The organism is Streptomyces carminius (assembly GCF_002794255.1).
Taxonomy (GTDB): domain Bacteria; phylum Actinomycetota; class Actinomycetes; order Streptomycetales; family Streptomycetaceae; genus Streptomyces; species Streptomyces carminius.
Genome location: NZ_PGGW01000070.1, coordinates 1 through 19,676, shown reverse-complemented (window position 1 = coordinate 19,676; position 19,676 = coordinate 1). Strand labels below are relative to the sequence as shown.

Below are 19,676 nucleotides of genomic sequence, written 5' to 3'. Positions count from 1 at the left end.
CCAACATATTCGTCGTCGGTACGGGAGAGTCCGCGATGACCAAGTTCCTGCTGTCCGTGCACGTCCTCGCGGCGATCCTGGTGGTCGGGCCGATCGCCGTGGCCGCCTCGCTGTTCCCGCGTTACGCGCGGCAGTCGGCGTCCGGGGGCGGGGATTCGGGGGAGCGGGACGCCGGGGTCGCCGTGCTCCTGCACCGGATCTGCCGGAGTTACGCCGTCGTCGGCGTCGCCGTCCCGGTCTTCGGGATCGCCACGGGCGCGCAGCTCGGTGTTCTCACCGACGCCTGGCTGCTCGTCTCGATGCTGCTGACCGCGCTCGCCGCTGCTCTGCTGGTGCTGGCGATCGTGCCCGGGCAGCGGCGGATGCTCGCGCCGGTGGCGGGTGTGGAGGGCGCGGGGGACGGGGGCGGGACCGGCGTGGCGGTACGTCCGGCGGCGGCCCGGCTGGCCATGCTCACCGGCGTCTTCAACATCCTGTGGGCGATCGTCGTCGTCCTGATGATCGTCCGGCCCGGCTCCACCACGGGAGCGTGAACGTGATGCGCATGCTGCGGATCGCCGCCGGCGCCGAGGCCGCTTCGCTGGCCGTCCTGCTGCTCAACCTGCTCACCGTCCACGCGGAGCCGGTCAGCTCGCTGATGGGTCCGCTGCACGGCATGGCCTATCTGGTCACCGTCATCGCCGCCTGGCAGGCCACGACCGCCGCCGCCCCGGCGGCCCGCTGGTACTCCCTCGTGCCCGGTGTCGGAGGGCTGCTCGCCCTGCGCCGTGTCGGGAGGGGCACGGAAGGCAGTCCCGCGGCGGGGTGAGGGTGTCGTGCGGTGGGTGCGGGTTGGGTGGGTGGTGGGGTCGGGGCCGGTCCGGGGCGGCCATTCCGGACGGTACGATTTACGGCCGTTGACGTGCCACGTTTCCTTGCCCGCTCATTGGCCGCACATCGTACTTGAGTGTCCGGAACGGCCGCCCCTCCCCGTCCCCTCCCCGCCGTCGCCGGGTGCATCATCGCCGTGCCTGTGGTCCTCCACCCCCGCCGGTTCGTACACGTCGGGTGACGCCCCGCCCCGCGGCCGCACTGCCGGCCACTCGCCCCCGCACGTGAGGGCGGCCGAGGCACACCTTCCGTCGTGGGGCGGGGCGACGATCCCGTCCGTGGCCGGACTGCCGACCACTCGCCCGTGCACAAAGGGCGACCAGGACGCACTGCCACCGTGGGGCGGCCGGGGTGCTGCTCGTCCCCGGTGTGTGGCGGTGTCCCCTTGGGAGAACCGGGGCGACCTGCGGGCACGTCCGGCGGGCCGGCCGGTATCGGCTCCGGGCGGTCATCCCGGGAGTGGGCTCGGCCCGGGAGTGGCCCTGTGGGGAGCGGGTTCGGTCCGGAGGTATGCGGGGTGTGGTCGGAGGAGCGTCCCGGGGACGGGTTCGGTCCGGGGTGTGGCCGGGTGGCCGTTTCGGGGGTGGGCCTGGTCCGGGGCGTGCGGGGGATGTGGTCCGCAGCCGGGGGACGGCGGGAGGGGACGGGGAGGGGCGGCCGTTCCGGACACTCAAGCGTTATTTGCGGCCAATGAGTGGGCGACAGAACGTGACACGATCACGGCCGTAAATAATGCCGTCCGGAATGGTCGCCCCGGACCGGCCCCGCCCCCCGCACCCACCCAACCCGCACGTACCCCGCGCACGCCTCCCTGTGGGCGGGGAAGGGAAAGGTGCGGGGCGGTTCCCCGCGGGGCTTCGGCCGGTACGGTGGTGCGCGCCTCGCTCGAAACATGTTCCGGAAGAATTGCTGCGATGTACCGGAAAGTGGCCGGAAATTTCCATCGGGTGGTGGTGTGAGGGGCGGGCCGCAAGGTCGGTTTCCCCTCTTCTGACCGGCTGTGGCGGGTGCTGTGACTGCCGGTGGGGGTGTGAAAAAGGCCAACCTGGGACGGCCGTTGTTCTACAGGTTGTCAGGCGTGGAACCCCGTTCTTAGCCTGGGAGCGCTCCCGAGCTTGGTCCGGCACCCCGTGATCCGCGCAACACCCCACCGTCGCGCTTGCGTCGGCCGCTCCGCCGCCGGTTCGGCACACCCCCCGCAAACCGGTGTGCACCGGCGAGTGAACGGCTTTCTGCCGGTCGTGGCAGAGGGCCGGTCCCGCCGATCGCACGCCTTCACGATGGAGGTCCCCCCACATGCGCTCCCACAGACATCGGCCCTGGACATGGGCGGCCGCGGCCTTCGTGGCCGTCGCGAGCCTGACCGTCACCACTCTCGGTGGTGCACAGGCGGACACCGCTGAATCCTTCCAATCCGCCGCCGTGCTGGCTGATCCCCCGGTGGAGGACGAGGGTGCGGACTGCCGGGTGGGTCAGGGTGGTTCGGCCAACACCTCGATGCTGCCCGACCCGTTCACCAAGATGGACGGCACGCGCGTGGCCACCAAGGAGGACTGGCGGTGCCGGCGCGCGGAGATCAGGGAGCTGGCCGAGCGGACCGTCTACGGTGACAAGCCCGCCAAGCCCGACAGTGTGACCGGCACGGTCACCTCCTCCCGGATCACCGTCAACGTCAGCCACCAGGGCCGCACCGCCAGTTTCTCGGCGAGTGTGCAGCTGCCCAGCGGGTCCGGCCCGCACCCGGCGGTGATCGTCTACGGCGGGTTCGGCGCGGACACCGCCACCATCCGCAACTCCGGCGCGGCCGTCATCAGCTACGACCCCTTCGCGGTCGGGCAGGAGGGCACCGGGCGCAACAACAAGTCCGGGGCGTTCTACAGCATCTACGGCGCGCAGAGCGGCACCGGGCTGCTGGGGGCCTGGGCCTGGGGCGTCAGCCGGATCATCGACGTGCTGGAGGCCTCCGGCGGCAGCGTGCTCAAGGCCGACGCCACCGGGGTGACCGGCTGCTCGCGCTACGGCAAGGGCGCCTTCGTGGCCGGCGCGTTCGACCAGCGCATCGCGCTGACCATGCCGATCGAGTCCGGCAGCGGCGGGGTGGGCGCCTTCCGCTCCATCGCGCGCGAGAGCGGCGCGCAGCCGCTGAGCAGCGCCTACGGCGAGCAGCCCTGGCTGGGGGACGCGTTCGGCTCCTACACCGGCAACCCCAACTCGCTGCCGGTGGACACCCACGAGGTGGTGGGCATGATCGCGCCGCGCGGTCTGCTCATCATGGACAACCCGCACGTGGAGTGGCTGGGTGCCCAGTCCGGGGCGGTGGCGGCGCTGGGCGGCGCGGAGGTCTACAAGGCCCTGGGCGCGCAGCAGAACATCAGCTACTGGTCCGACGTCAGCGACGGCACGCACTGCGCCAACCGCAGCGAGTGGCGCGGCCCGATCCAGCAGAGCATCCAGAAGTTCCTGCTGAACACCGGCAGCGCCCCGGGCGTCTTCCGGATCTCCGCCAAGAAGTCCGCCAGCCTCTCCCAGTGGCGCAACTGGCAGACCCCCACCCTCACCGACGGCGGCGGTACCGGCGGCACGACCGCCGGTACCGACGGCGGCACCACCGCGGGTACCGACGGCGGCACCACCGCCGGGAACAATGGCGGGGGTGACAACGGTGGTACGACTGCCGGTACCAACGGCGGCACCAACGGCGGCACCACCGCGGGGAACAACGGCGGTACCGGCAACGCCACCTGCACGGCCACCCTGGAGGAGTCGCAGCGCTGGGGCGACCGCTTCAACGTCCAGGCCACCGTGCGGGCCGGCTCCACCTCCATCAGCAACTGGACGGTGAACGTCCAGCTCAACGGAGGACAGTCGATCCAGAACTCCTGGAGCGCCTCCTTCTCCACCAGCGGCAGCAACATGACCGTGCGGCCCAGCGGCAACGGCACACTGGCCGCCGGGGCCTCCACCGGCTTCGGCTTCACCGTGATGGCCAACGGCAACTGGAACCTGCCCCGCGTGGTGGGCTGCACCGCCTCCTAGCACGGCCTCGTACACCCGGTGGCGTGGCGGCTTCGAGCCGCCACGCCACCGGCGCGTCGGTCAGGAGCGGTCGGCCGTGACGGTCAGGCCGCGGATCTCGTAGCCGTCGATCGCGTCGTTGAAGGTGACGCGGGGCGGGACGGCCAGACGGATGCCGGGCAGGGCGAACAGCCGGGCCAGGAGCGTGTCGGTGGCCAGGACCGCGATGCCCGCACCGGGGCAGCGGTGCGGGCCGTCGCCGAAGGACAGGCCCGCGCCGATCTCCCGGCCGGGGCGGACGGACAGCGGGCAGGGACCGGTGGCGGCCGGGTCGGTGTTGGCGTCGGCCAGGTGGATCTCGACCGGTGCGCCGGCGGGGACGGTGACCGGTGCTCCGCCGCCGTCCAGTTCGAGGGCGGCCGTCGTACGGCGCTTCAGCCGGGACACCACCGGCTCCAGGCGCAGGATCTCGTGCAGCAGGGCGAGGCGTCCGGCCTCGTCGGCGGTGCGGTACGTCTCCAGCAGGGTCTCGTCGGCGAGCAGGTGCCAGGCTGCGGCGGAGACGAACTCGCGGGTGGTGACCATGCCCGCCGCCGCGAACGTGAGGCATTCGCCGAGGATCTCGGCGTCCGTGCAGCCCTCGTCGATCAGGTGCGAGATCAGGTCGTCCCGGGGTTCGCGGCGGTGGGCGCGTACGGCCGGGCGGACGTCGGCGAGGTGGACGGCGAGCCAGGAGATGTTCAGCCGGACGAGCCAGTAGAGACCGGAGGGGCTGGTCAGGCCGGGTCTGCCGAACTTCTCGGGGAAGAAGCGCTCCAGCCGCCGGCGGACGCCGGGCCTGCTGTGGGTGAGGCCGATGACGGTGCTCACCGTCTCGACCGCCATGCCGAAGCCCAGGTCGCGGAGCTCGGCCCGGCCGGTGGCCCGGAGCGCGGCGAGCTGCCTGTCGGCGGTCCGGGCCATCGCCTCGCGGTACCGCTCGTCCACTCGGCGGGGAGTGAAGAAGCGGGCGGTCTGCCGCCGGTGCTCCCGGTGCTCGGGGCCGTCGCGGTACAGCACGGGGCGCCGGACGCCGGGGGGCAGCTTCTCCACGGTCTCGATGCCCAGGCCCGCCTGCACGGTGTCGGTGCCGCGCAGCACCTGCCGGGCCTGCGCGTGGCCGTGGACGTGCCAGGTGCCGTCGTCGGCCCGGCCGACCGGGCAGGCGGGGCGGGGGCCGCCGGGTAAGGCCCGGCGGTCGTCGTGGTTGCCGCTGTCTCCGCTCATGCCCGTGCAATGCCCCGCCGCGCGGGGGCGGCAATCCTCCGTTCCCGCACGGCGGGGCCGGTCAGCCGCCGGGAGCGGGGCAGAAGGTGTCGTGCATGCCCCGCACTCCCGCCGCCGACCGACGGTGCCCGTTCCGGAGGCCGAGACGACCGCCTACTGTGCGCGGAGCGGTTGCGGCGGGCCCGTCCGGGTCCCCGCGATGGGGGGAGAGCGGCGGTGCGGAAGCCGGAGACGGTCCGGGTGGCGGCGGGTGTGCACCTGGTGGCGGGCAGCAACACGAACTGGGTGATCGTCCGGGAGGGCGACACGGTGACCCTGGTGGACACCGGTTACCCGGGGGACCGCGAGCTGCTGCTCGCCTCGCTGGCCGCCGTCGGGGCGGCGCCGGAGGCGGTGGCGGCCGTGCTGATCACGCACGCCCACAACGACCACCTCGGCTCGGCGGAGTTCCTGCGCGTCCGGTACGGGGTGCCGGTGCTGATGCACGAGGCCGAGGTGCCGCACGCCCGGCGGGACTTCCTGCACCAGGTCACTGTCGGGAAGGTGCTGGCCAACGGCTGGCGTCCCGGTGTGCTGCCCTGGGCCGTGCACGCGCTGCGGTCCGGCGGTACGGCGAAGGTGCCGGTCGCCGCGCCGGAGGCGTTCCCGGTGGCGGGGGCGTTGGACCTGCCGGGCGCCCCGGTACCGGTGCACACCCCCGGCCACACCGGCGGGCACTGCGCGTACCTGCTGCCGGAGACGGGTGTGCTGATCACCGGGGACGCGCTGGTCAGCGGCCATCCCACGTCCCGGGTGCGGGGGCCGCAGCTCCTGCCGCGGATGTTCGACCACGACCGGGAGCGCGCGGTGGCGTCGCTGGCCGTGCTGGAGCGGGTCGATGCCGGGGTGCTGCTGCCGGGGCACGGCCCGGTGCACCGGGGCCCGGTCCGTGAGGCGGCGCGGTGCGCCCGGGAGTCGGCGGGCTGAGCGGACGGGCCGGGGGCGGGCACGCGGAAGCCCGCGGCCGGTGACCGGGGTGGGGTCACGGGCCGCGGGCCGTCGGGGGGAGGGGAGGCGGGGGCTCAGTCGGTGGTCAGGAACTTCAGCAGGGCGTCGGTGACCTCCTGGGCGTGGGTCCACAGCAGGCCGTGCGGGGCGCCCTCGATCTCGACGTACTCGGCGGCGGGGAGCGCCCGGTGGAACGGGCGGCCGGTGGCGTCGATCGGCAGGATGCGGTCGCCGGTGCCGGCGACGATCAGCGCGGGGACGTCGATGCGGGGGATGTCCTCGCGGAAGTCGGTGGTCCAGGTGGGCACGCAGGCGGTGGAGGCGTGGAAGGAGGAGCGGGAGGCGGTGTTCCAGCTCGCCCGCACGGCCTCCTCGCTGATGCGGCTGCCGAGCGTCTCGTCCAGGTTGTAGAAGTTCTGGAAGAAGTCGCTGAAGTAGGCGTACCGGTCGGCGGTGACCGCCTCCAGGATGCCCTCGAAGACGCTGCCGTCGACGCCCTCGGGGTTGTCGTCGGTCTTGAGCAGGAAGGGCTCCAGGGGCGCCAGGAAGACGGCCTTGGCGACCCGCTCCGTGCCGTGGGAGCCGATGTAGCGGGCGACCTCGCCGGTGCCCATCGAGAACCCGACCAGCACCGCGTCGTTGAGGTCCAGGGTCGTCATCACGGTGTTCAGGTCGGCGGCGAAGGTGTCGTAGTCGTAGCCGGTGGTGGGCTGGGAGGACTGGCCGAAGCCGCGGCGGTCGTAGGTGATGACGCGGTGGCCGGCCTTCAGCAGGGCCGGGATCTGCTTCTCCCAGGAGTGGCCGTCGAGCGGGTAGCCGTGGATGAGGACGACCGGCTGCCCGGTCCCGTGGTCCTCGTAGTACAGCTCGATGTCGGTGCTGTTCTCCTGGCCGACGGTGATGTACGGCATGGTGATCGGTCTCCTCGGTGGTGTGGTGCGTTCGTGGTGTGCCACGGTGGGCGGGGGGCCCGGGTTCACCGGGTTCGGGCGGGTCCTACCGGGTGGGACGGGGAGGGGCGGATCGAGGGGTGGGGCTCACCGGGTGCGGGTGGCGGCGTCGGTGATGACGCGGGTGACGGCGTCGGGGCGGGAGACGGACACCGCGTGGGAGGCTCCCTCGACCTCGACGGTGCGGGAGCCGGCCCGCTCCGACATGAAGCGCTGGGCGGCCGGCGGGATGTTGCGGTCCTGGGTGGCGATCAGTGACCAGGAGGGGATCGTCTTCCAGGCGGCCTCGGTGGACTTCTCCTCCAGGGCGGCGGCGGCGATGGGGCGCTGCCCGGCGGCCATCAGCCTGGCCTTGCCGGCGGGCACGTCCGCGGCGAACTGCTGCCGGAACCTGTCCTGCCTGATGTAGAGGTCGGTGCCCTGCTGTCCGTCGGGCAGTGTGTGGGGTGCGGGGTCGAGGACGTCTCCCAGGGTGCTGCCGGGGAACTTGTCCGACAACTCCAGCGAGGTCTCGCCGGTGTCCGGGAGGAAGGCGGCGATGTAGACCAGCGCTCTGACCTGGTCCTCCCGGCCCGCGGCGGCCTGGCTGATCACCGTGCCGCCGTAGGAGTGGCCGACCAGGACCACCGGTCCCCCGATGTTGTCCAGGACACCGCGCAGGTGGGCGGCGTCGCTCGCCGGGCCGCGCAGCGGGTTGGCGGCGGCCACCACCGGATATCCCTCGCGCTGGAGCCGCTCGACCACACCGTCCCAGCTGGAGGCGTCGGCGAACGCGCCGTGCTCCAGCACCACCGTGGGCTTCGCTCCCTTGCCCGGGTGCTGCGGGCCCTTGTCGGCGGCGGCCTCGGCCTGCCGGCCGGGGAGGGCGACGGCGGCCGTGGCGAGCGCGGCGACTCCGGCGGCGGCCAGGACGGCGAGGCGGCGGGGGGTGTCGGCCGGGGACGTGGCGTTCATCGGGTGCTCCTTCGTTTCCGGTGGGCCGGCGGGGTGTTCCCGGGGCCCGGCGGGGGTCTTCCTCCGCCGGTCTCTCCCGGCGATGAGAGAAACATAGCGAGCTACTGAGTCGTGCGCAACTTAAGTCCTCACGATTGAGTTGTTGGCGACCGTATGAGGCGGTCTTATGTGGGTTTCTGGGGCGGTTCGCGGGGGTGGGGCAGGGGGTGCCGGGTGACGCACGTCACCGCGGACCGGCCCCGGAAAGCGGCGACCCGCCCGCCGGGGACCGGCGGGCGGGTCGGTGGTGCGAGGGCGGTACCGGTGGGTCAGTGGCTGCCGGAGACGTTGGCGATCAGCTTGCGCAGCAGCTTTCCGGCGGCCTCGAACTCCTCGTCGGTCAGTCCCATGGCGTCGCCGATGACGGGTGGCACGGCCAGGATCCGCTCCCGCAGGTCGAGTCCGGCCTCGGTGAGGGTGACGGACACCGAGCGCTCGTCGTCCGTGCGCCGCTCCCGGCGGACCAGGCCGGCCGCCTCCAGGCGCTTGAGCAGCGGGGAGAGCGTGCTGGACTCCAGGTGCAGGGCGGTGCCCAACTCCCGTACGGAGACCGGCCCGCGCTCCCACAGCACCAGCATCACCAGGTACTGGGGGTAGGTCAGGTTCAGCTCGTCCAGCAGCGGGCGGTAGCGCGCCGTCACCGTGCGCGAGGCGGTGTAGAGGAGGAAGCAGAGCTGGTCGTCGAGGAGCGGGGGAGCGGCCTCGCCGGACGGGGCGGCCGGTCGTTCCGCGGTTTTCTCCGTGCCCATGGTCGTGGTCCTTCCGGGGCGGCGGCGGTTCGCGTCAAGAGATCGATACTACGCTACTTGCTGGTAAGCGACTTTATCGCCTGCGATTCATCTCCGTGCGGCAGTCGGCGGGCGGTCCCGGGCACGGCACTGTGCGGCGGCAGGGCCGCCGCTCTCGCCGCCTCCGCCGCCGCGGGTCTGCCCACCCTGCCGGGATTCGTCCTGACCACCGCCGTCAGCCGCCGGGTCGATGCCGGGACCGATCCGGCCGACGAGTGCGCCCGGTACCGGGAGGAGTGGTCGGAACTGGCCGGGGACGGGAACACGCCCCTGGTGGTGCGGTCCTCCTTACCGCACGAGGACAGCGGCGAGGAGTCGATGGCCGGCCGTTTCGAGTCGGTGGTCGGCGTACGGGGCTGGGCGGAGTTCACCGCGGCGGTGGAGCGGGTGCCGACGAACCGCGGCTGCGGCTGCTGCTCGCCCCCGTGGCGGCCCCGGCGGGTCCGGCCGCCGTACCGGACCCGGCCGGGACCGCCGCGGCGATGGCCGCGTTCCCGACGGCCGGGGAAGCCCGCCGGCGGCAGCGGGACCCACAGCCACAGACGCCGGGGGCGATTGATCCTTGACATGCGTTTTCCTTCGATCGGGGACCTCCCCACCGGGGACGGGCGGAGAGGGAGAGTTGCTCCATGGTGGGGAGAAGAGCCGGATACGTCCGTCCCGGTTTCGCCGGCCCCGCACGGGCGACCCCGCACGGTGCGCGACAGCCGGGCACTCGGTCTGACCGGCGAGAGGAAATCCGTGACCATGCGCTCCACAGCCCGGCACCGCCGTGTGCGTCGACGGCGCCGAGGCCGCCGGGAGCGGGGAGTACGAGTTCGTGTACGAGGACCTGGCGGAGAGCGAGTTCTGGAACGACGTCAGCACCTGGGTGGGCAAGGAGGTCACCGTCAGCGCGGACGTCAGGGAGATCATCAACGAGAACTCCTTCACCATCGCCGGCACCGAGAACACCGACGTCGACGAGCTGCTGGTCGTCTCCGCGAACGCCGCCAAGGTCTCCGAGGACCAGGCCGTGAAGGTCACCGGCACGGTCCGGGAGGGCTTCGACGTCGTGAACGTCGAGGAGGAACTCGGCGTGAGGTGGGACGACGAGATCTACGCCAACTGGGACGACCAGCACTACCTCGAGGCCACCGGCATCGACACCTCGGTCAGCGAGAACGAGGGCTGACGGGGGCCGCAGCGGTCAACCCGGCCACCGCACCCCCTACGGGCCGCGCCGCGGACGCGGCGCGGCCCCGTCGTGTCCCCGGCCCCGCCGCAGGCCCGCGCCGTACACGTGCCCACCGCCCGGCTCGGGCTCCGGCTCCGGTCCGGGCCGGAGCCGGCCACCGGAGTCGGCGTCCGCCGGGGACGGCGGCGGCTGTTCCTCGCCCCGCGGCAACCGGGTCACCCACCAGCACACCGCGACCCAGCACCCGGCCAGCAGTACCCCGGCCAGCACGTCGCTGAGGTGGTGCACCCCGGCGTACAGCCGCTGGAACCCCACGGCCGGCGGCACCAGCACCACCGGGACGACCGCCGCCAGGCGCCACCACCGGTTCCGGGTGGCCCGGAAGACGACGACCGCGGTGCACAGCACCAGCACCGTCGCGGCGGCCACATGCCCGGAGGGGAAACTGGCCGCCGGCCGCAGGTCGGGGTTGAGCTGGGGGACGTCCGGCCGCTCCCGGGGCAGGGCCAGCGTCGTGACCAGGTACAGGGTGAGCTCCCCGGCGAGCCCGAGGGCCAGCAGGACCAGGGGCCGCCAGCTCCGGGCGACGGCGACCCCGAGCGGACCGATCACCAGCGCGCCGGTGACGATGCCCGGCGTCCCGCCGACGACCTCCACCACCGCGGCCGCGTCGTCCAGCCACGGGCCGCGCTGCTCGACGGCCCACCGCACCGCCGCGCTGTCCCAGCCGGCCGGCCGCGCGCCCGGCCCCGCGCCGCGCAGCAGCAGCCCCAGGCCGTGCAGGAGACCGGCGATCAGCACCCAGACCACCAGCAGCTCCACCGCGGCGAGCGCCGGGCGCGGCAGCGCGGGCGCGTGTTGCCGCGGGACGGGCCGCAGGCCGTCCTCCGGCGCGGGGTCCAGCCCCGCGGACAGCGGCGGCTGCCCACGCCGCCAGGGCGGCGAGCCCCACCGCCACTGGCGGAAGGCGACGGCGCTCAGCGCCAGCCACACCACGCCCAGCAGCCACCCGGCGAGCACATCGCTGAGGTAGTGCACCCCCAGCGCCATCCGGGTGAAGCCCACGGTGAGGACGGCCAGCACCATGACGGCGGCGAACCACGGGCGCAGCCGGGGGCGGACCACGGGCAGGAACACCAGCAGCAGCACCCCGTACGTCACCGTCGACCCCAGGGCGTGCCCGCTGGGGAAGCTCATCCCGGACTGCTCGGACAGCGGTACGTCCACCACCGGACGCAGCCGCCCGACCAGCACCTTGACCAGCGCGTTGAGTCCCATCCCGCCGAGCGCGGCGACCGCGGCGTACAGGGCGATCCACCACTGACGGCGTATCAGGAACCACAGGACGCCGACGCCCAGCAGCCACAGCATGATCGGCGTGCCGCCCAGGTCGGTGAGGACGCGCAGGGCGCCGACGCCCACCCGGTTCCCGGCGAACAGCCCGTTCAGGGCGTCGGCGACGGCCCGGTCGGCGTTCCGCAGCGGCTCCCACCGGGTGCGGACCAGGACGAGCAGCAGGGCGAAGCCCGTCCCGGCCAGCAGCGTCACCCCCCAGGCGAGCGCCTCGCGGCCCGCGAACCTCTCCAGACGTCCCGGCACGGCGCTCCTCTCCTCGGTCCTCCCCGCCGACGGCGAGCGCCGTCCGTGATCTCCGGGCGGCGGAACGTCCGCGGTACCCGGTCCCGCCGACGGGAATCCCACCGAGGCCGCAGGGCCGGCCGATGCGGGGGTTGCCTCCTCCGCCTCCCGGTTACCCGGACCCCATGGACCGATCGACCACCGCCTTCGAACGCGGCTGCCGCGTCGCCGCCGACCTCGTCCGGGTGGGGGCCCTGGTCTCCGCGGCAGCGGCGGCGTTCCTCCCCCTGGAAGGGGTCATCCGCTTCCTCCTGCTGTTCCTGGCACTCCTGGTGCCCCGGCTGGCCGGTATCCGCAGCCCCGTCGACCTGCTGGTGGGGATCGTGCTGTCGGTGGCCGCCTGGTCCTCCCCGGCGCACTGGTACGAGCTCGCCGTCTGGTACGACACGGCCCTGCACGCGGTGGTCCCCGGCATAGTCGCCCTGACCCTCCATCTGCTGCTGATCCGCTGGCTGCTGCTGCCCCCGCTGATGGCCAACGACCTGCGAATCTTCTCGATCCCGCTGCTCACCACCCTCCTGGGCTGCACCGTGGCGCTGGTGTGGGAGCTGTACGAGTGGTTCGGCAAGGACGTGCTCGGCCTGAAGATCGCCGCCCACTACGACGACACCATCGCCGACATGGCCGCAGGCCTCGTCAGCTCCCTGGTCGCCGGTGTCCTCCTCGCCCTCTGGGCCCGCCACCGGGCCCGCACCCGCCGCCGGACCCGGTGGTCCGCCCCGCTGGCCTGACCGGGGGCCGGGGGCGGAAGCGGCGAGGAGGTGAGGGGCCCGTGGAGCCGGTGCTCAGCTCGGCGACGCTGCTCCCGGCGCTGTTCCTGCTGTACCTGGCCGTACTCGGGGTGGCGGTCCGGCGCGGTGCGGTGCCGCGGGATCCCCGGCGCCTGCTGCTGTTCACGGTCTTCGCCGGGTACGTGCTGGGCGTCCTCCACTTCACGCTGCTGCCGGTCGAGGCGGGCGGCGGGCCCGACGCGGGAAGGGCCGTGCGGGACGCCATGGAGGGCGCCGCGACGGGACCGGCGCCGGACCCCGAGACGGGCGGCGTCAACCTCAGCCCGCTGACGGCGGGCGGCGTCACGTTCTGGCTCAACATCCTGATGACGGTGCCGCTGGGGTTCCTGCTGCCGCTGCTGTCCGCCCGGTGGGGGTCCGCACTGCGGATCGGTCTGTGCGGTGCCGCCGTCAGCCTGGGCATCGAGCTGACGCAGCTGCTGCTGCTCGCCCTCGGCGGCGTCCACGTCGTCGACGTCAACGACCTGATCGCCAACACCTCGGGCGCGCTCCTGGGGTACCTGCTCTTCCGCGCGGTGGCGGGCACCCGCCCCGCCAGGGCCCTGCGGCCGGCCTCGCCGGCCGGCCGCCGAAGGCCGCCGCACGCTCCCGCACCCACCGGGCGAAGGGGCGGGCCGGGCGGCCGGTGACCTCCGCCACCGCCGGCCGCACCGTGCGGCCGGTCTCCGGCGGACCGGCCCGCATCGCCGGGAGGGACTCGACGTCCGGCGCCGCTCGGCCGAACGGCTGGACACGCGCCGCTTCCGGTTTCGCGCCCTCCGCACCGGCAACCCCGCATGCTGCACGAACCCGCTGTCCCCGGGTGGAAGGAGCCACGAGCATGCGCCCTCCGGTACGGCACCGCCGCCTGCGCGGGAGCACGCCCCTGGCGTCCGCGCTGTCCGCCGCCGTCCTCGGGGCCGTGTGCCTGACCGGATGTGGCGGTGGCGGGGAGGACGCCCCCGCTCCCGAGGCGTCCGTACGCGTGCAGGACGCCGGGGAGGGCGGGGTGCAGGACTACGTGTACGAGGACTTGGCCGAGGACGGCTTCTGGAACGACCTCGGCACCTGGGCGGACAAACGGGTCACCATCACCTCAGAGGTCCACGGCACCGTCAGCCCGAACTTCTTCACCATCGCCGGTACCGACGGCGGTGAGCCCCGTAGCCTGCTGGTCTTCTCCCCGCAGGAGGCCGAGGTGGCGCAGGGCGAGCCCGTCCGGGTCACCGGCACGGTGCGGGAGGCCTTCGACATCGCGGCCCTGGAGGGGCGGACCGGCCGTGACTGGCAGGACGACCGCTTCACGGACTGGGCGGGCGAGCACTACGTCTACGCCACCGGCGTCGGCGCCCCGGGCGACGGGAGCACCCCTGGCGACGGGTACTGACGGGGCCGCCGGACCCGGTGGTCCGCGCCGCCGGCCTGACCGCCCGGCCGTGTCCGGCCCCGAGCCCGAAGTCGTCGAGCCACCCGAACCGGTGGACCACCTGCGGGCACCGACCACCCGGCTGATCCGGGCGGTGGAGCGGCCGACACCAAATCTGTGACGAGCCTCACGTCCGCGCGCCCGGCTCATGTCCTCCCTGATCGCCCTATAGGGGTTTCCCCTCTCATAGGTGCAGGCGGCACATGTCTGTAGGCTGCACTTTCCGCGACGCCCCGCGCACCCTCTGGATCCGCCCCGCCCCTCGGCGAGAACGCCGCGCCGGGCGCCGGGGCCGGACGTACACGAGGGCGTGCGAGGCACGGAACTCGGACACCGCTGTGGTCGTGCCACAGCACGGAGTTCCGCTCCGACCGTGTCGGCCACCGAGGGGAGAGGGGCATGGACGAGTTAGTCCTGCGAGCTCAGAGGTTCATCAACACCACATACGGGGGCGTCTCCGGGATACCCACCGTCGAGGAGAACGGCCGTACGAGCTGGGCCGTCATGTACGCCCTTACCCGCTGTCTCCAGTACGAACTGGGAATAGCCGGCCTGTCGGACAACTTCGGCCCCGGAACTCTCGGTGCCCTGCAGTCCAGACATCCCAGACTCGACGCGTCCACCGTCCCGTCGGCGAACTTCTGCCGCATCATCCAGTCGGGCCTGTACTGCAAGGGCTATGACGGTGGAGAGATCGACGGGAGGTACAACGACCGGGTGTCGGCCGCCGTCCGCCGGCTCAAGGCCGACATGGGGGTCGCCGGGACGTATTCCGGGGACGCGCTCACCCCGAAGGTCTTCAAAGGGCTCCTCAACATGGACCCCTACACGGTCGTCAACAACGGCAGCAGCCGGGTGCGTGAAGTGCAGCGGTGGCTGAACGGCCGGTACGTCGACCGCAGGGACTTCTTCATCATCCCCTGCGACGGCCACCACTCACGTGACGTCCAGAAGGCTCTCATGCTGGCCATCCAGTACGAACTGGGCATGGCGGACGGAGTGGCCAACGGTGTCTTCGGCCCCGGGACCAGAACCGGACTCAAGGAGCACACCGTCCGGGTGGGCACGACGGGCGCCTGGGCGCAGCTCTTCACCGCGGCCATGGTCCTCAACAAGCGCGACACCCCCTTCGCCGCCACCTTCACCGCGGCCCACTCCGAGACGATCGAGGGTTTCCAGCTCTTCGTCAAGCTCCCGGCGACCGGCATCGGTGACTACCAGACCTGGGCCTCCCTGCTGGTTTCGACAGGGGACCCCACCCGTCGGGGCACGGCGTGCGACTGCGTCACCGAGATCACCCCGGCGCGTGCCCGGACACTGGTCGCCGAGGGGTACAAGTACGTCGGCCGGTACCTGTGCAACGTGCCCGGCACCGACCTCGACAAGATGATCAAACCCGGTGAGCTGGAGGTCATCGCCTCCAACGGGCTCCGTGTCTTCCCCATCTACCAGACCTACGGCGGTGCCGCCTCCTACTTCGGCCACCGGCAGGGAACCAGTGACGCGTACAGCGCCCTGGAGTGGGCGAGGTACCACGGGTTCAAGGCGGGAACGCGCATCTACTTCGCCGTCGACTTCGACGCGCTCGACTACCAGGTCACCGACAACGTCCTTCCGCACTTCCGTTCGATAAAGAGCGTGATGGAGGAGCACGGACCGTCGTTCCACATCGGCATCTACGGGCCGCGCAACGTCTGCTCACGCGTCGGGGACGAAGGGCTGACCAGCGCGAGCTTCGTGGCCGACATGTCCACCGGATTCTCCGGAAACCTCGGCTACACACTCCCGCTGGACTGGTCCTTCGACCAGATATCCACGATCACGGTGGGCTCGGACAGCGGGCGGATCGAGATCGACAACAACATCGCCTCCGGCCGGGACAGCGGGGAGAACAGTTTTGCCCCTCCGCAGGTGCCCGACAGCGGGCTCGACGCCGACTTCGACATGTCCCGGCGGGCCGCACTCCTGGAGGACATCCAGAAGTACCTGGTCTCCAAGGACATCCCGGAGGAAGGGGGCTCCCTTCCGGAGGACGTGGTGCAGCCGAACTCCACCACGGACGCCTTCAACAAGATCATGGGCTACGACGCGGTGATCACGAGAGTGGCCAGGCGGCTGCGGATCCGCAAGGCTCTGCTGATGTGCCCTCTCCTGTGGGAGGTCAGAAAACTGACGAACCTGGACTCCTTCGCCGACGACGGCGTCGCCGTCTACCACACGAAGGGCGACTGGGACCCCACGGACCAGTGGATCAAGAGAGACAGCAGTACCGGGCTGGGGCAGATCTTCGCGGTGACGGCGATCAACGCCCGGGCACACGCGGTCCGCCAGGGGGACATCGTGGCGTCGATCCTCGACCCCGACAACGACTCCCACGTCTGGACCGTCTGGAAGCAGCTGAAGGGCGACGACGCCTTCAACATCGCGGCCGCCGCCCACACCCTCATCCACGGGGCGCACGACGTGGGGATCCCCCGTCCGGGCCTCGACTACAGCGACGAGCACACCCGGCGCACACTGAAGCGCTACCGCGGCTTCGGAGACGAGGCGGAGCGCGACAGCCACATCCAGCTCGGCCTCTACCAGGTGCTGGAGAAGCACTTCGCTCCGCTGAGAGGCCGCTGACCCGTGCTGTTGGCCACCGACACAGGGCAGAGCGTTCTCCTTCTTGCCCTCCTTCCGGCCGGTCTGCTGGTCGGCTGTGCGCTGCTCGTGCTGGCCCTGTGGAAGGGAAGGGGGGAGCGCCGGAACGTCTGGGCCGCCCGCTCCGCCCTCCTCCTGGCCGGAGCGGTGGCCTGCCACACCCTGGGTCTGCTCCATGTGGTCCGGCTGGAGAGCGCCTACCACGACTGCACCTACGAGCGGTACGGCGTGCACGACAAGTACGGAGTCCCCGAGTTCACAGACTCGGCGGACCGGCTGTTCCCGGTCGGCTCGGTGTGCTCCTGGGAGGACGGCGTGACCATCGAACTCGTCCCGCGGTACGTGAATCCGGCGGTCATGGTGTTCCTGACGGGCGCGTTCGGCTGCGCGGTCGCCGCGGCCGCCCGCAGGGGCCGGCACGGTCGACCTGTACACACAGAGAGGGTGGAAGACGCATGACGGAAATATCACGGCGTACGGCTCTGAAGCACGCCGCGGGCATCACCGGGGCCGCCGCACTGGGGACGGCGTTACTGCCGGCCGCCCCGGCGGCGGCGGACGACCGGTTCGGAAAAGCCGTCGAGGAGGCCCGCAGGACGCAGAGAAAGATCCGTACCGGCGAGCCCAGCGCCAACGGATGGGAGATGGAGAAGGCCGCCGACAGCGGTGGCGCGGTCTGGACCCGCCCGGTGTCCGGCACGGACTTCGGTGTCGCCACTCGTATCGAAGGCCCGGGAACGGTGCTCGTTCATGTGATACGCCGTTTCCACTACGAGATATCCGCACTTGAGGAAGGAGATGTGACCGGCTGGACCCACCCGGACGCGGTGGAGGCCGGACTCGCCGAGTCCAACCTCGCCTCCGGCACGGCCGTCTCCATCAGGCCCGGACACTACCCGCGCGGTGCCCGGGGTGGTTTCTTCCCCGGAGAGCTCACCGTGGTCCGCGACATCCTCGCCGAGCTCGAGGGAGTCGTCCGGTGGGGTGGTGACGAGCGGACACCTCACGAGGCCCTGTTCTTCCTGGGCGTCCCGCCCGGTGATCCGCGGCTGAACAAGGCGGTGGGGAAGCTGGAGCGCTGGGCGTACGAACCGGAGGCCGGTGCGGGGACGCACGTCGATGTGTTCTCCCCCCAGCGCCGCAAGGAGGCCCGGGCCCTGCGAGAGCGGCAGCGGAGCGTGTAGGGCGGCGCCCTGCGGGCGCGTATCCGGTGGGTGGTGGGCGGTGGCCGCTGTCCGTGATCGGTGCGGGTGGGGTGTGGTGTCCCAGGCTGCGCCCGGGTGCGGGTGGGGTGCGTGGTGGGGTCGGGGCCGGTCCGGGGCGACCATTCCGGACGGTACGATTTACGGCCGTTGCCGTCTCACGTGTTGTTGCCCGCTCATTGGCCGCAAATCGTACTTGAGTGTCCGGAACGGCCGCCCCTCCCCGTCCCCTCCCGCCGTCGCCCGTCTGCGGGCTCGAGTCCCCGCAGGCGACGGGCGGTACGCCGGGTTCGGGAAGGCGCCAGACCCGTGGTTGACGGTTGCTCCGGCTGCGAGGCGTTCGGCTCTGTCCTGAGCGTGTTCACGAACGCTTCCCACTCGCCTGCGGGGAAGACGAACGCGCCCGGGGAACGGTCCTTGCTGTCTCCGACGGCTATCAGGCCGTCGTCGGTGACCTGGATCTCCACGCAGTTGCCGCTCTGTGCGTTGGAGTGGCTGGACTTCTGCCGACGTTCGGTCGGCAGGCCGTATCGCATGGTGTCAGCCCTTACTGTCGAACTCCGCCGCGATACCGGCGATCATCCTCATCGACTCGGGCGACGACAGCGCCTGCGCGCGGAGGTGTTCCGCCGCGACGCGGTAAGGCTCCGGGCCGGTCTCTTCCTCGATGAAGGCCCTGCTCGCCTTCTGTTCCAGGAAGCAGATGTCCATGTCGGCCGGAGCCGGGTGGGTGAAGAGCCGGAAGCTCCCGTCGGTGCCCGCGTGTGCTCCCGAGGTGCAGAGGGTCACCTGGATCGAAAGGCGCGGTGGATTGTTGGACGCCAGTATGCACGCCCCCTTGCGATCTGTAGACCAGAAGCGGAATCGAGCAGTGCTTCGCAGGGCGAATAAACGAGAACCTGCAGTTTCCTGTCTTGCGGCTTGTAGATCGAACAGCTCACTCCGGCGGTGGCGTATAGCGCCGAAATCGTTGCCGAGGGTGTTTGCGCGTCCTGCTGAGGCACGCCATCCCTTTGCTGGAGGCTCCATGGCCATCTCCGCGCGCATCCCTGAGGAGAGGCACTTCCGTGCCTGGGAGATAACCGTTGAGGTGTGGGAGATCGAGGTGTGGTGGCGGGAGGTCGCGGTGGTGGTGCGGGCCATGGGTGGGGGCCGGTCGGCGGTGGAGGTGGCGCGGCTGGGGGTTTCGGAGTTGCTGGCGAACGTGTGCCGGCATGTGGCGGACCGGCGGTGTCGGCTGGAGGTGCGCCAGGGGCGGGGCACGGCGTTGGTGCGGGTCTTCGACCGCTGTGCGCGGGTGCCGGAGGTGAGGGTGCCGGAGTGGGATGCGGAGCGGGGGTGGGGGTTGTGGTTGCTGCGGGAGGTGGCCGGCGGGCTGGGCTGCACGTGTGTGCCGGGTGGTAAGTGGGTGTGGTTCACCGTGCTGCTGTCCGGCCCGGTGGGGGAGGGGTGAGTGGACCGGTGGCGTATCGGGCGGAGGTCGTCGCCTACTGCGGGGTGCCTGGGCCGGGCGTGTGCCATCTGGGGGGCTGCTTCTCGCCGCGGGTGGGGGAGCGGGCGGTGCGGATCGCGGCGAGTCTGGGGCCGGAGGCCGCCGCGCGGTTCCTCACCTGGGCGCACGAGGCGGGCACCGGCTCCACGCGGCGGCTGCTGTGTGCGGGCCGGGCGGTGGTCTACAGCCACACGAGCGCCGGGTGTCTGTGGGAGTTGTCGCTGCGGCCGGTGCCGCAGGTCACGGGAGGCATGTGAGGTTCGGGCAGCGGCGCACTTCAGGCAGCCGGGGACGGCGGGAGGGGACGGGGAGGGGCGGCCGTTCCGGACACTCTGGGGTCCCCCATGCCGAAGGCCAGGGGCGCGATTTGCGGCCAATGAGCGGGCGAGGAAACGTGGCACGTCAGCGGCCGTAAATCGTACCGTCCGGAATGGTCGCCCCGGACCGGCCCCGACCCCA

The 19,676-nt window shown here is 72.1% G+C and carries 21 protein-coding genes; 13 read left to right on the top strand and 8 right to left on the bottom strand.

Annotation, left to right across the window (positions count from 1 at the left end):
- Nucleotides 1-35: 35 nt before the first annotated feature.
- From CUT44_RS30970 to CUT44_RS30960, 3 genes are all read left to right on the top strand, one after another.
- Entirely contained in the window at nucleotides 36-533 is a 498-nt protein-coding gene (locus CUT44_RS30970; protein WP_100205332.1) for a hypothetical protein, read from the top strand.
- A 5-nt stretch (nucleotides 534-538) separates the two neighbouring features.
- Nucleotides 539-808: a DUF3817 domain-containing protein gene (locus CUT44_RS30965; protein WP_100205353.1), complete on the top strand. Its 270-nt coding sequence runs from the start codon at nucleotides 539-541 to the stop codon at nucleotides 806-808.
- Between the two features lie 1,358 nt (nucleotides 809-2,166).
- Nucleotides 2,167-3,906, top strand: a complete 1,740-nt coding sequence (locus tag CUT44_RS30960) for a glucuronyl esterase domain-containing protein (RefSeq protein ID WP_100205331.1) — start codon at nucleotides 2,167-2,169, stop codon at nucleotides 3,904-3,906.
- 60 nt (nucleotides 3,907-3,966) lie between these two features.
- Here CUT44_RS30960 and CUT44_RS30955 read toward each other — a convergent pair whose 3' ends face one another.
- A complete protein-coding gene (locus CUT44_RS30955) occupies nucleotides 3,967-5,151 on the bottom strand; it encodes a cytochrome P450 (protein WP_100205330.1) in 1,185 nt (394 codons plus the stop codon).
- Between the two features lie 216 nt (nucleotides 5,152-5,367).
- Between CUT44_RS30955 and CUT44_RS30950 the strand changes: the two genes are divergently transcribed.
- Nucleotides 5,368-6,117 carry an MBL fold metallo-hydrolase gene (locus CUT44_RS30950; protein WP_233221795.1) on the top strand — a complete coding sequence of 250 codons (750 nt, stop codon included), beginning with the start codon at nucleotides 5,368-5,370 and terminating at the stop codon, nucleotides 6,115-6,117.
- A 95-nt stretch (nucleotides 6,118-6,212) separates the two neighbouring features.
- Here CUT44_RS30950 and CUT44_RS30945 read toward each other — a convergent pair whose 3' ends face one another.
- The 4 genes from CUT44_RS30945 to CUT44_RS30930 all read right to left on the bottom strand — a co-directional run bounded on the left by CUT44_RS30945 (nucleotide 6,213) and on the right by CUT44_RS30930 (nucleotide 9,438).
- A complete protein-coding gene (locus CUT44_RS30945; RefSeq protein WP_100205328.1) occupies nucleotides 6,213-7,049 on the bottom strand; it encodes an alpha/beta fold hydrolase in 837 nt (278 codons plus the stop codon).
- A 126-nt stretch (nucleotides 7,050-7,175) separates the two neighbouring features.
- Nucleotides 7,176-8,042, bottom strand: a complete 867-nt coding sequence (locus tag CUT44_RS30940) for an alpha/beta fold hydrolase (RefSeq protein WP_100205327.1) — start codon at nucleotides 8,040-8,042, stop codon at nucleotides 7,176-7,178.
- Between the two features lie 308 nt (nucleotides 8,043-8,350).
- Nucleotides 8,351-8,830, bottom strand: a complete 480-nt coding sequence (locus tag CUT44_RS30935; protein ID WP_100205326.1) for a MarR family winged helix-turn-helix transcriptional regulator — start codon at nucleotides 8,828-8,830, stop codon at nucleotides 8,351-8,353.
- 53 nt (nucleotides 8,831-8,883) lie between these two features.
- On the bottom strand, nucleotides 8,884-9,438 hold the full coding sequence (locus CUT44_RS30930; protein WP_100205325.1) for a hypothetical protein: 555 nt from the start codon (nucleotides 9,436-9,438) through the stop codon (nucleotides 8,884-8,886).
- 203 nt (nucleotides 9,439-9,641) lie between these two features.
- Between CUT44_RS30930 and CUT44_RS30925 the strand changes: the two genes are divergently transcribed.
- Nucleotides 9,642-10,043 (top strand): hypothetical protein, encoded by a 402-nt coding sequence (locus CUT44_RS30925; RefSeq protein WP_100205324.1) that lies wholly within the window; start codon nucleotides 9,642-9,644, stop codon nucleotides 10,041-10,043.
- A gap of 36 nt (nucleotides 10,044-10,079) precedes the next feature.
- Here the strand turns inward: CUT44_RS30925 and CUT44_RS30920 are convergent, their stop codons facing one another.
- Entirely contained in the window at nucleotides 10,080-11,645 is a 1,566-nt protein-coding gene (locus CUT44_RS30920) for a phosphatase PAP2 family protein (protein WP_100205323.1), read from the bottom strand.
- Between the two features lie 164 nt (nucleotides 11,646-11,809).
- Here CUT44_RS30920 and CUT44_RS30915 point away from each other — a divergent pair, with 164 nt between their 5' ends.
- The 6 genes from CUT44_RS30915 (at nucleotide 11,810) to CUT44_RS30885 (ending at nucleotide 17,707) form a co-directional block, all read left to right on the top strand.
- Nucleotides 11,810-12,415, top strand: a complete 606-nt coding sequence (locus tag CUT44_RS30915; protein ID WP_100205322.1) for a hypothetical protein — start codon at nucleotides 11,810-11,812, stop codon at nucleotides 12,413-12,415.
- 41 nt (nucleotides 12,416-12,456) lie between these two features.
- Nucleotides 12,457-13,104, top strand: coding sequence for a VanZ family protein (locus CUT44_RS30910; RefSeq protein WP_100205321.1), 648 nt, complete (start codon nucleotides 12,457-12,459; stop codon nucleotides 13,102-13,104).
- Nucleotides 13,105-13,295: 191 nt separating this feature from the next.
- The gene (locus CUT44_RS30900; protein ID WP_100205320.1) at nucleotides 13,296-13,841 is read left to right on the top strand and encodes a hypothetical protein; all 546 of its coding nucleotides are present in this window, start codon (nucleotides 13,296-13,298) and stop codon (nucleotides 13,839-13,841) included.
- A 438-nt stretch (nucleotides 13,842-14,279) separates the two neighbouring features.
- Nucleotides 14,280-16,505, top strand: a complete 2,226-nt coding sequence (locus CUT44_RS30895; protein ID WP_100205319.1) for a glycoside hydrolase domain-containing protein — start codon at nucleotides 14,280-14,282, stop codon at nucleotides 16,503-16,505.
- A 9-nt stretch (nucleotides 16,506-16,514) separates the two neighbouring features.
- The gene (locus tag CUT44_RS30890) at nucleotides 16,515-16,982 is read left to right on the top strand and encodes a hypothetical protein (RefSeq protein WP_146252331.1); all 468 of its coding nucleotides are present in this window, start codon (nucleotides 16,515-16,517) and stop codon (nucleotides 16,980-16,982) included.
- Nucleotides 16,979-17,707: a hypothetical protein gene (locus CUT44_RS30885; protein WP_100205317.1), complete on the top strand. Its 729-nt coding sequence runs from the start codon at nucleotides 16,979-16,981 to the stop codon at nucleotides 17,705-17,707. The genes CUT44_RS30890 and CUT44_RS30885 overlap by 4 nt, the downstream gene beginning before the upstream one ends.
- 194 nt (nucleotides 17,708-17,901) lie before the next feature.
- On the opposite strand, the gene CUT44_RS34765 is transcribed toward CUT44_RS30885, so the two are convergent.
- Entirely contained in the window at nucleotides 17,902-18,261 is a 360-nt protein-coding gene (locus tag CUT44_RS34765; RefSeq protein WP_100205316.1) for a DUF397 domain-containing protein, read from the bottom strand.
- 4 nt (nucleotides 18,262-18,265) lie between these two features.
- A complete protein-coding gene (locus CUT44_RS34635; RefSeq protein ID WP_269846241.1) occupies nucleotides 18,266-18,754 on the bottom strand; it encodes a Scr1 family TA system antitoxin-like transcriptional regulator in 489 nt (162 codons plus the stop codon).
- On the opposite strand from CUT44_RS34635, the gene CUT44_RS30875 reads away from it, so the two are divergent.
- Both CUT44_RS30875 and CUT44_RS30870 read left to right on the top strand, forming a co-directional pair.
- Nucleotides 18,753-19,178, top strand: a complete 426-nt coding sequence (locus CUT44_RS30875) for an ATP-binding protein (RefSeq protein ID WP_233221794.1) — start codon at nucleotides 18,753-18,755, stop codon at nucleotides 19,176-19,178. The two genes, CUT44_RS34635 and CUT44_RS30875, sit on opposite strands and share 2 nt — an antisense overlap.
- Before the next feature lie 8 nt (nucleotides 19,179-19,186).
- Nucleotides 19,187-19,474 carry a hypothetical protein gene (locus CUT44_RS30870; RefSeq protein WP_100201663.1) on the top strand — a complete coding sequence of 96 codons (288 nt, stop codon included), beginning with the start codon at nucleotides 19,187-19,189 and terminating at the stop codon, nucleotides 19,472-19,474.
- The last annotated feature ends 202 nt before the right edge of the window (nucleotides 19,475-19,676 follow it).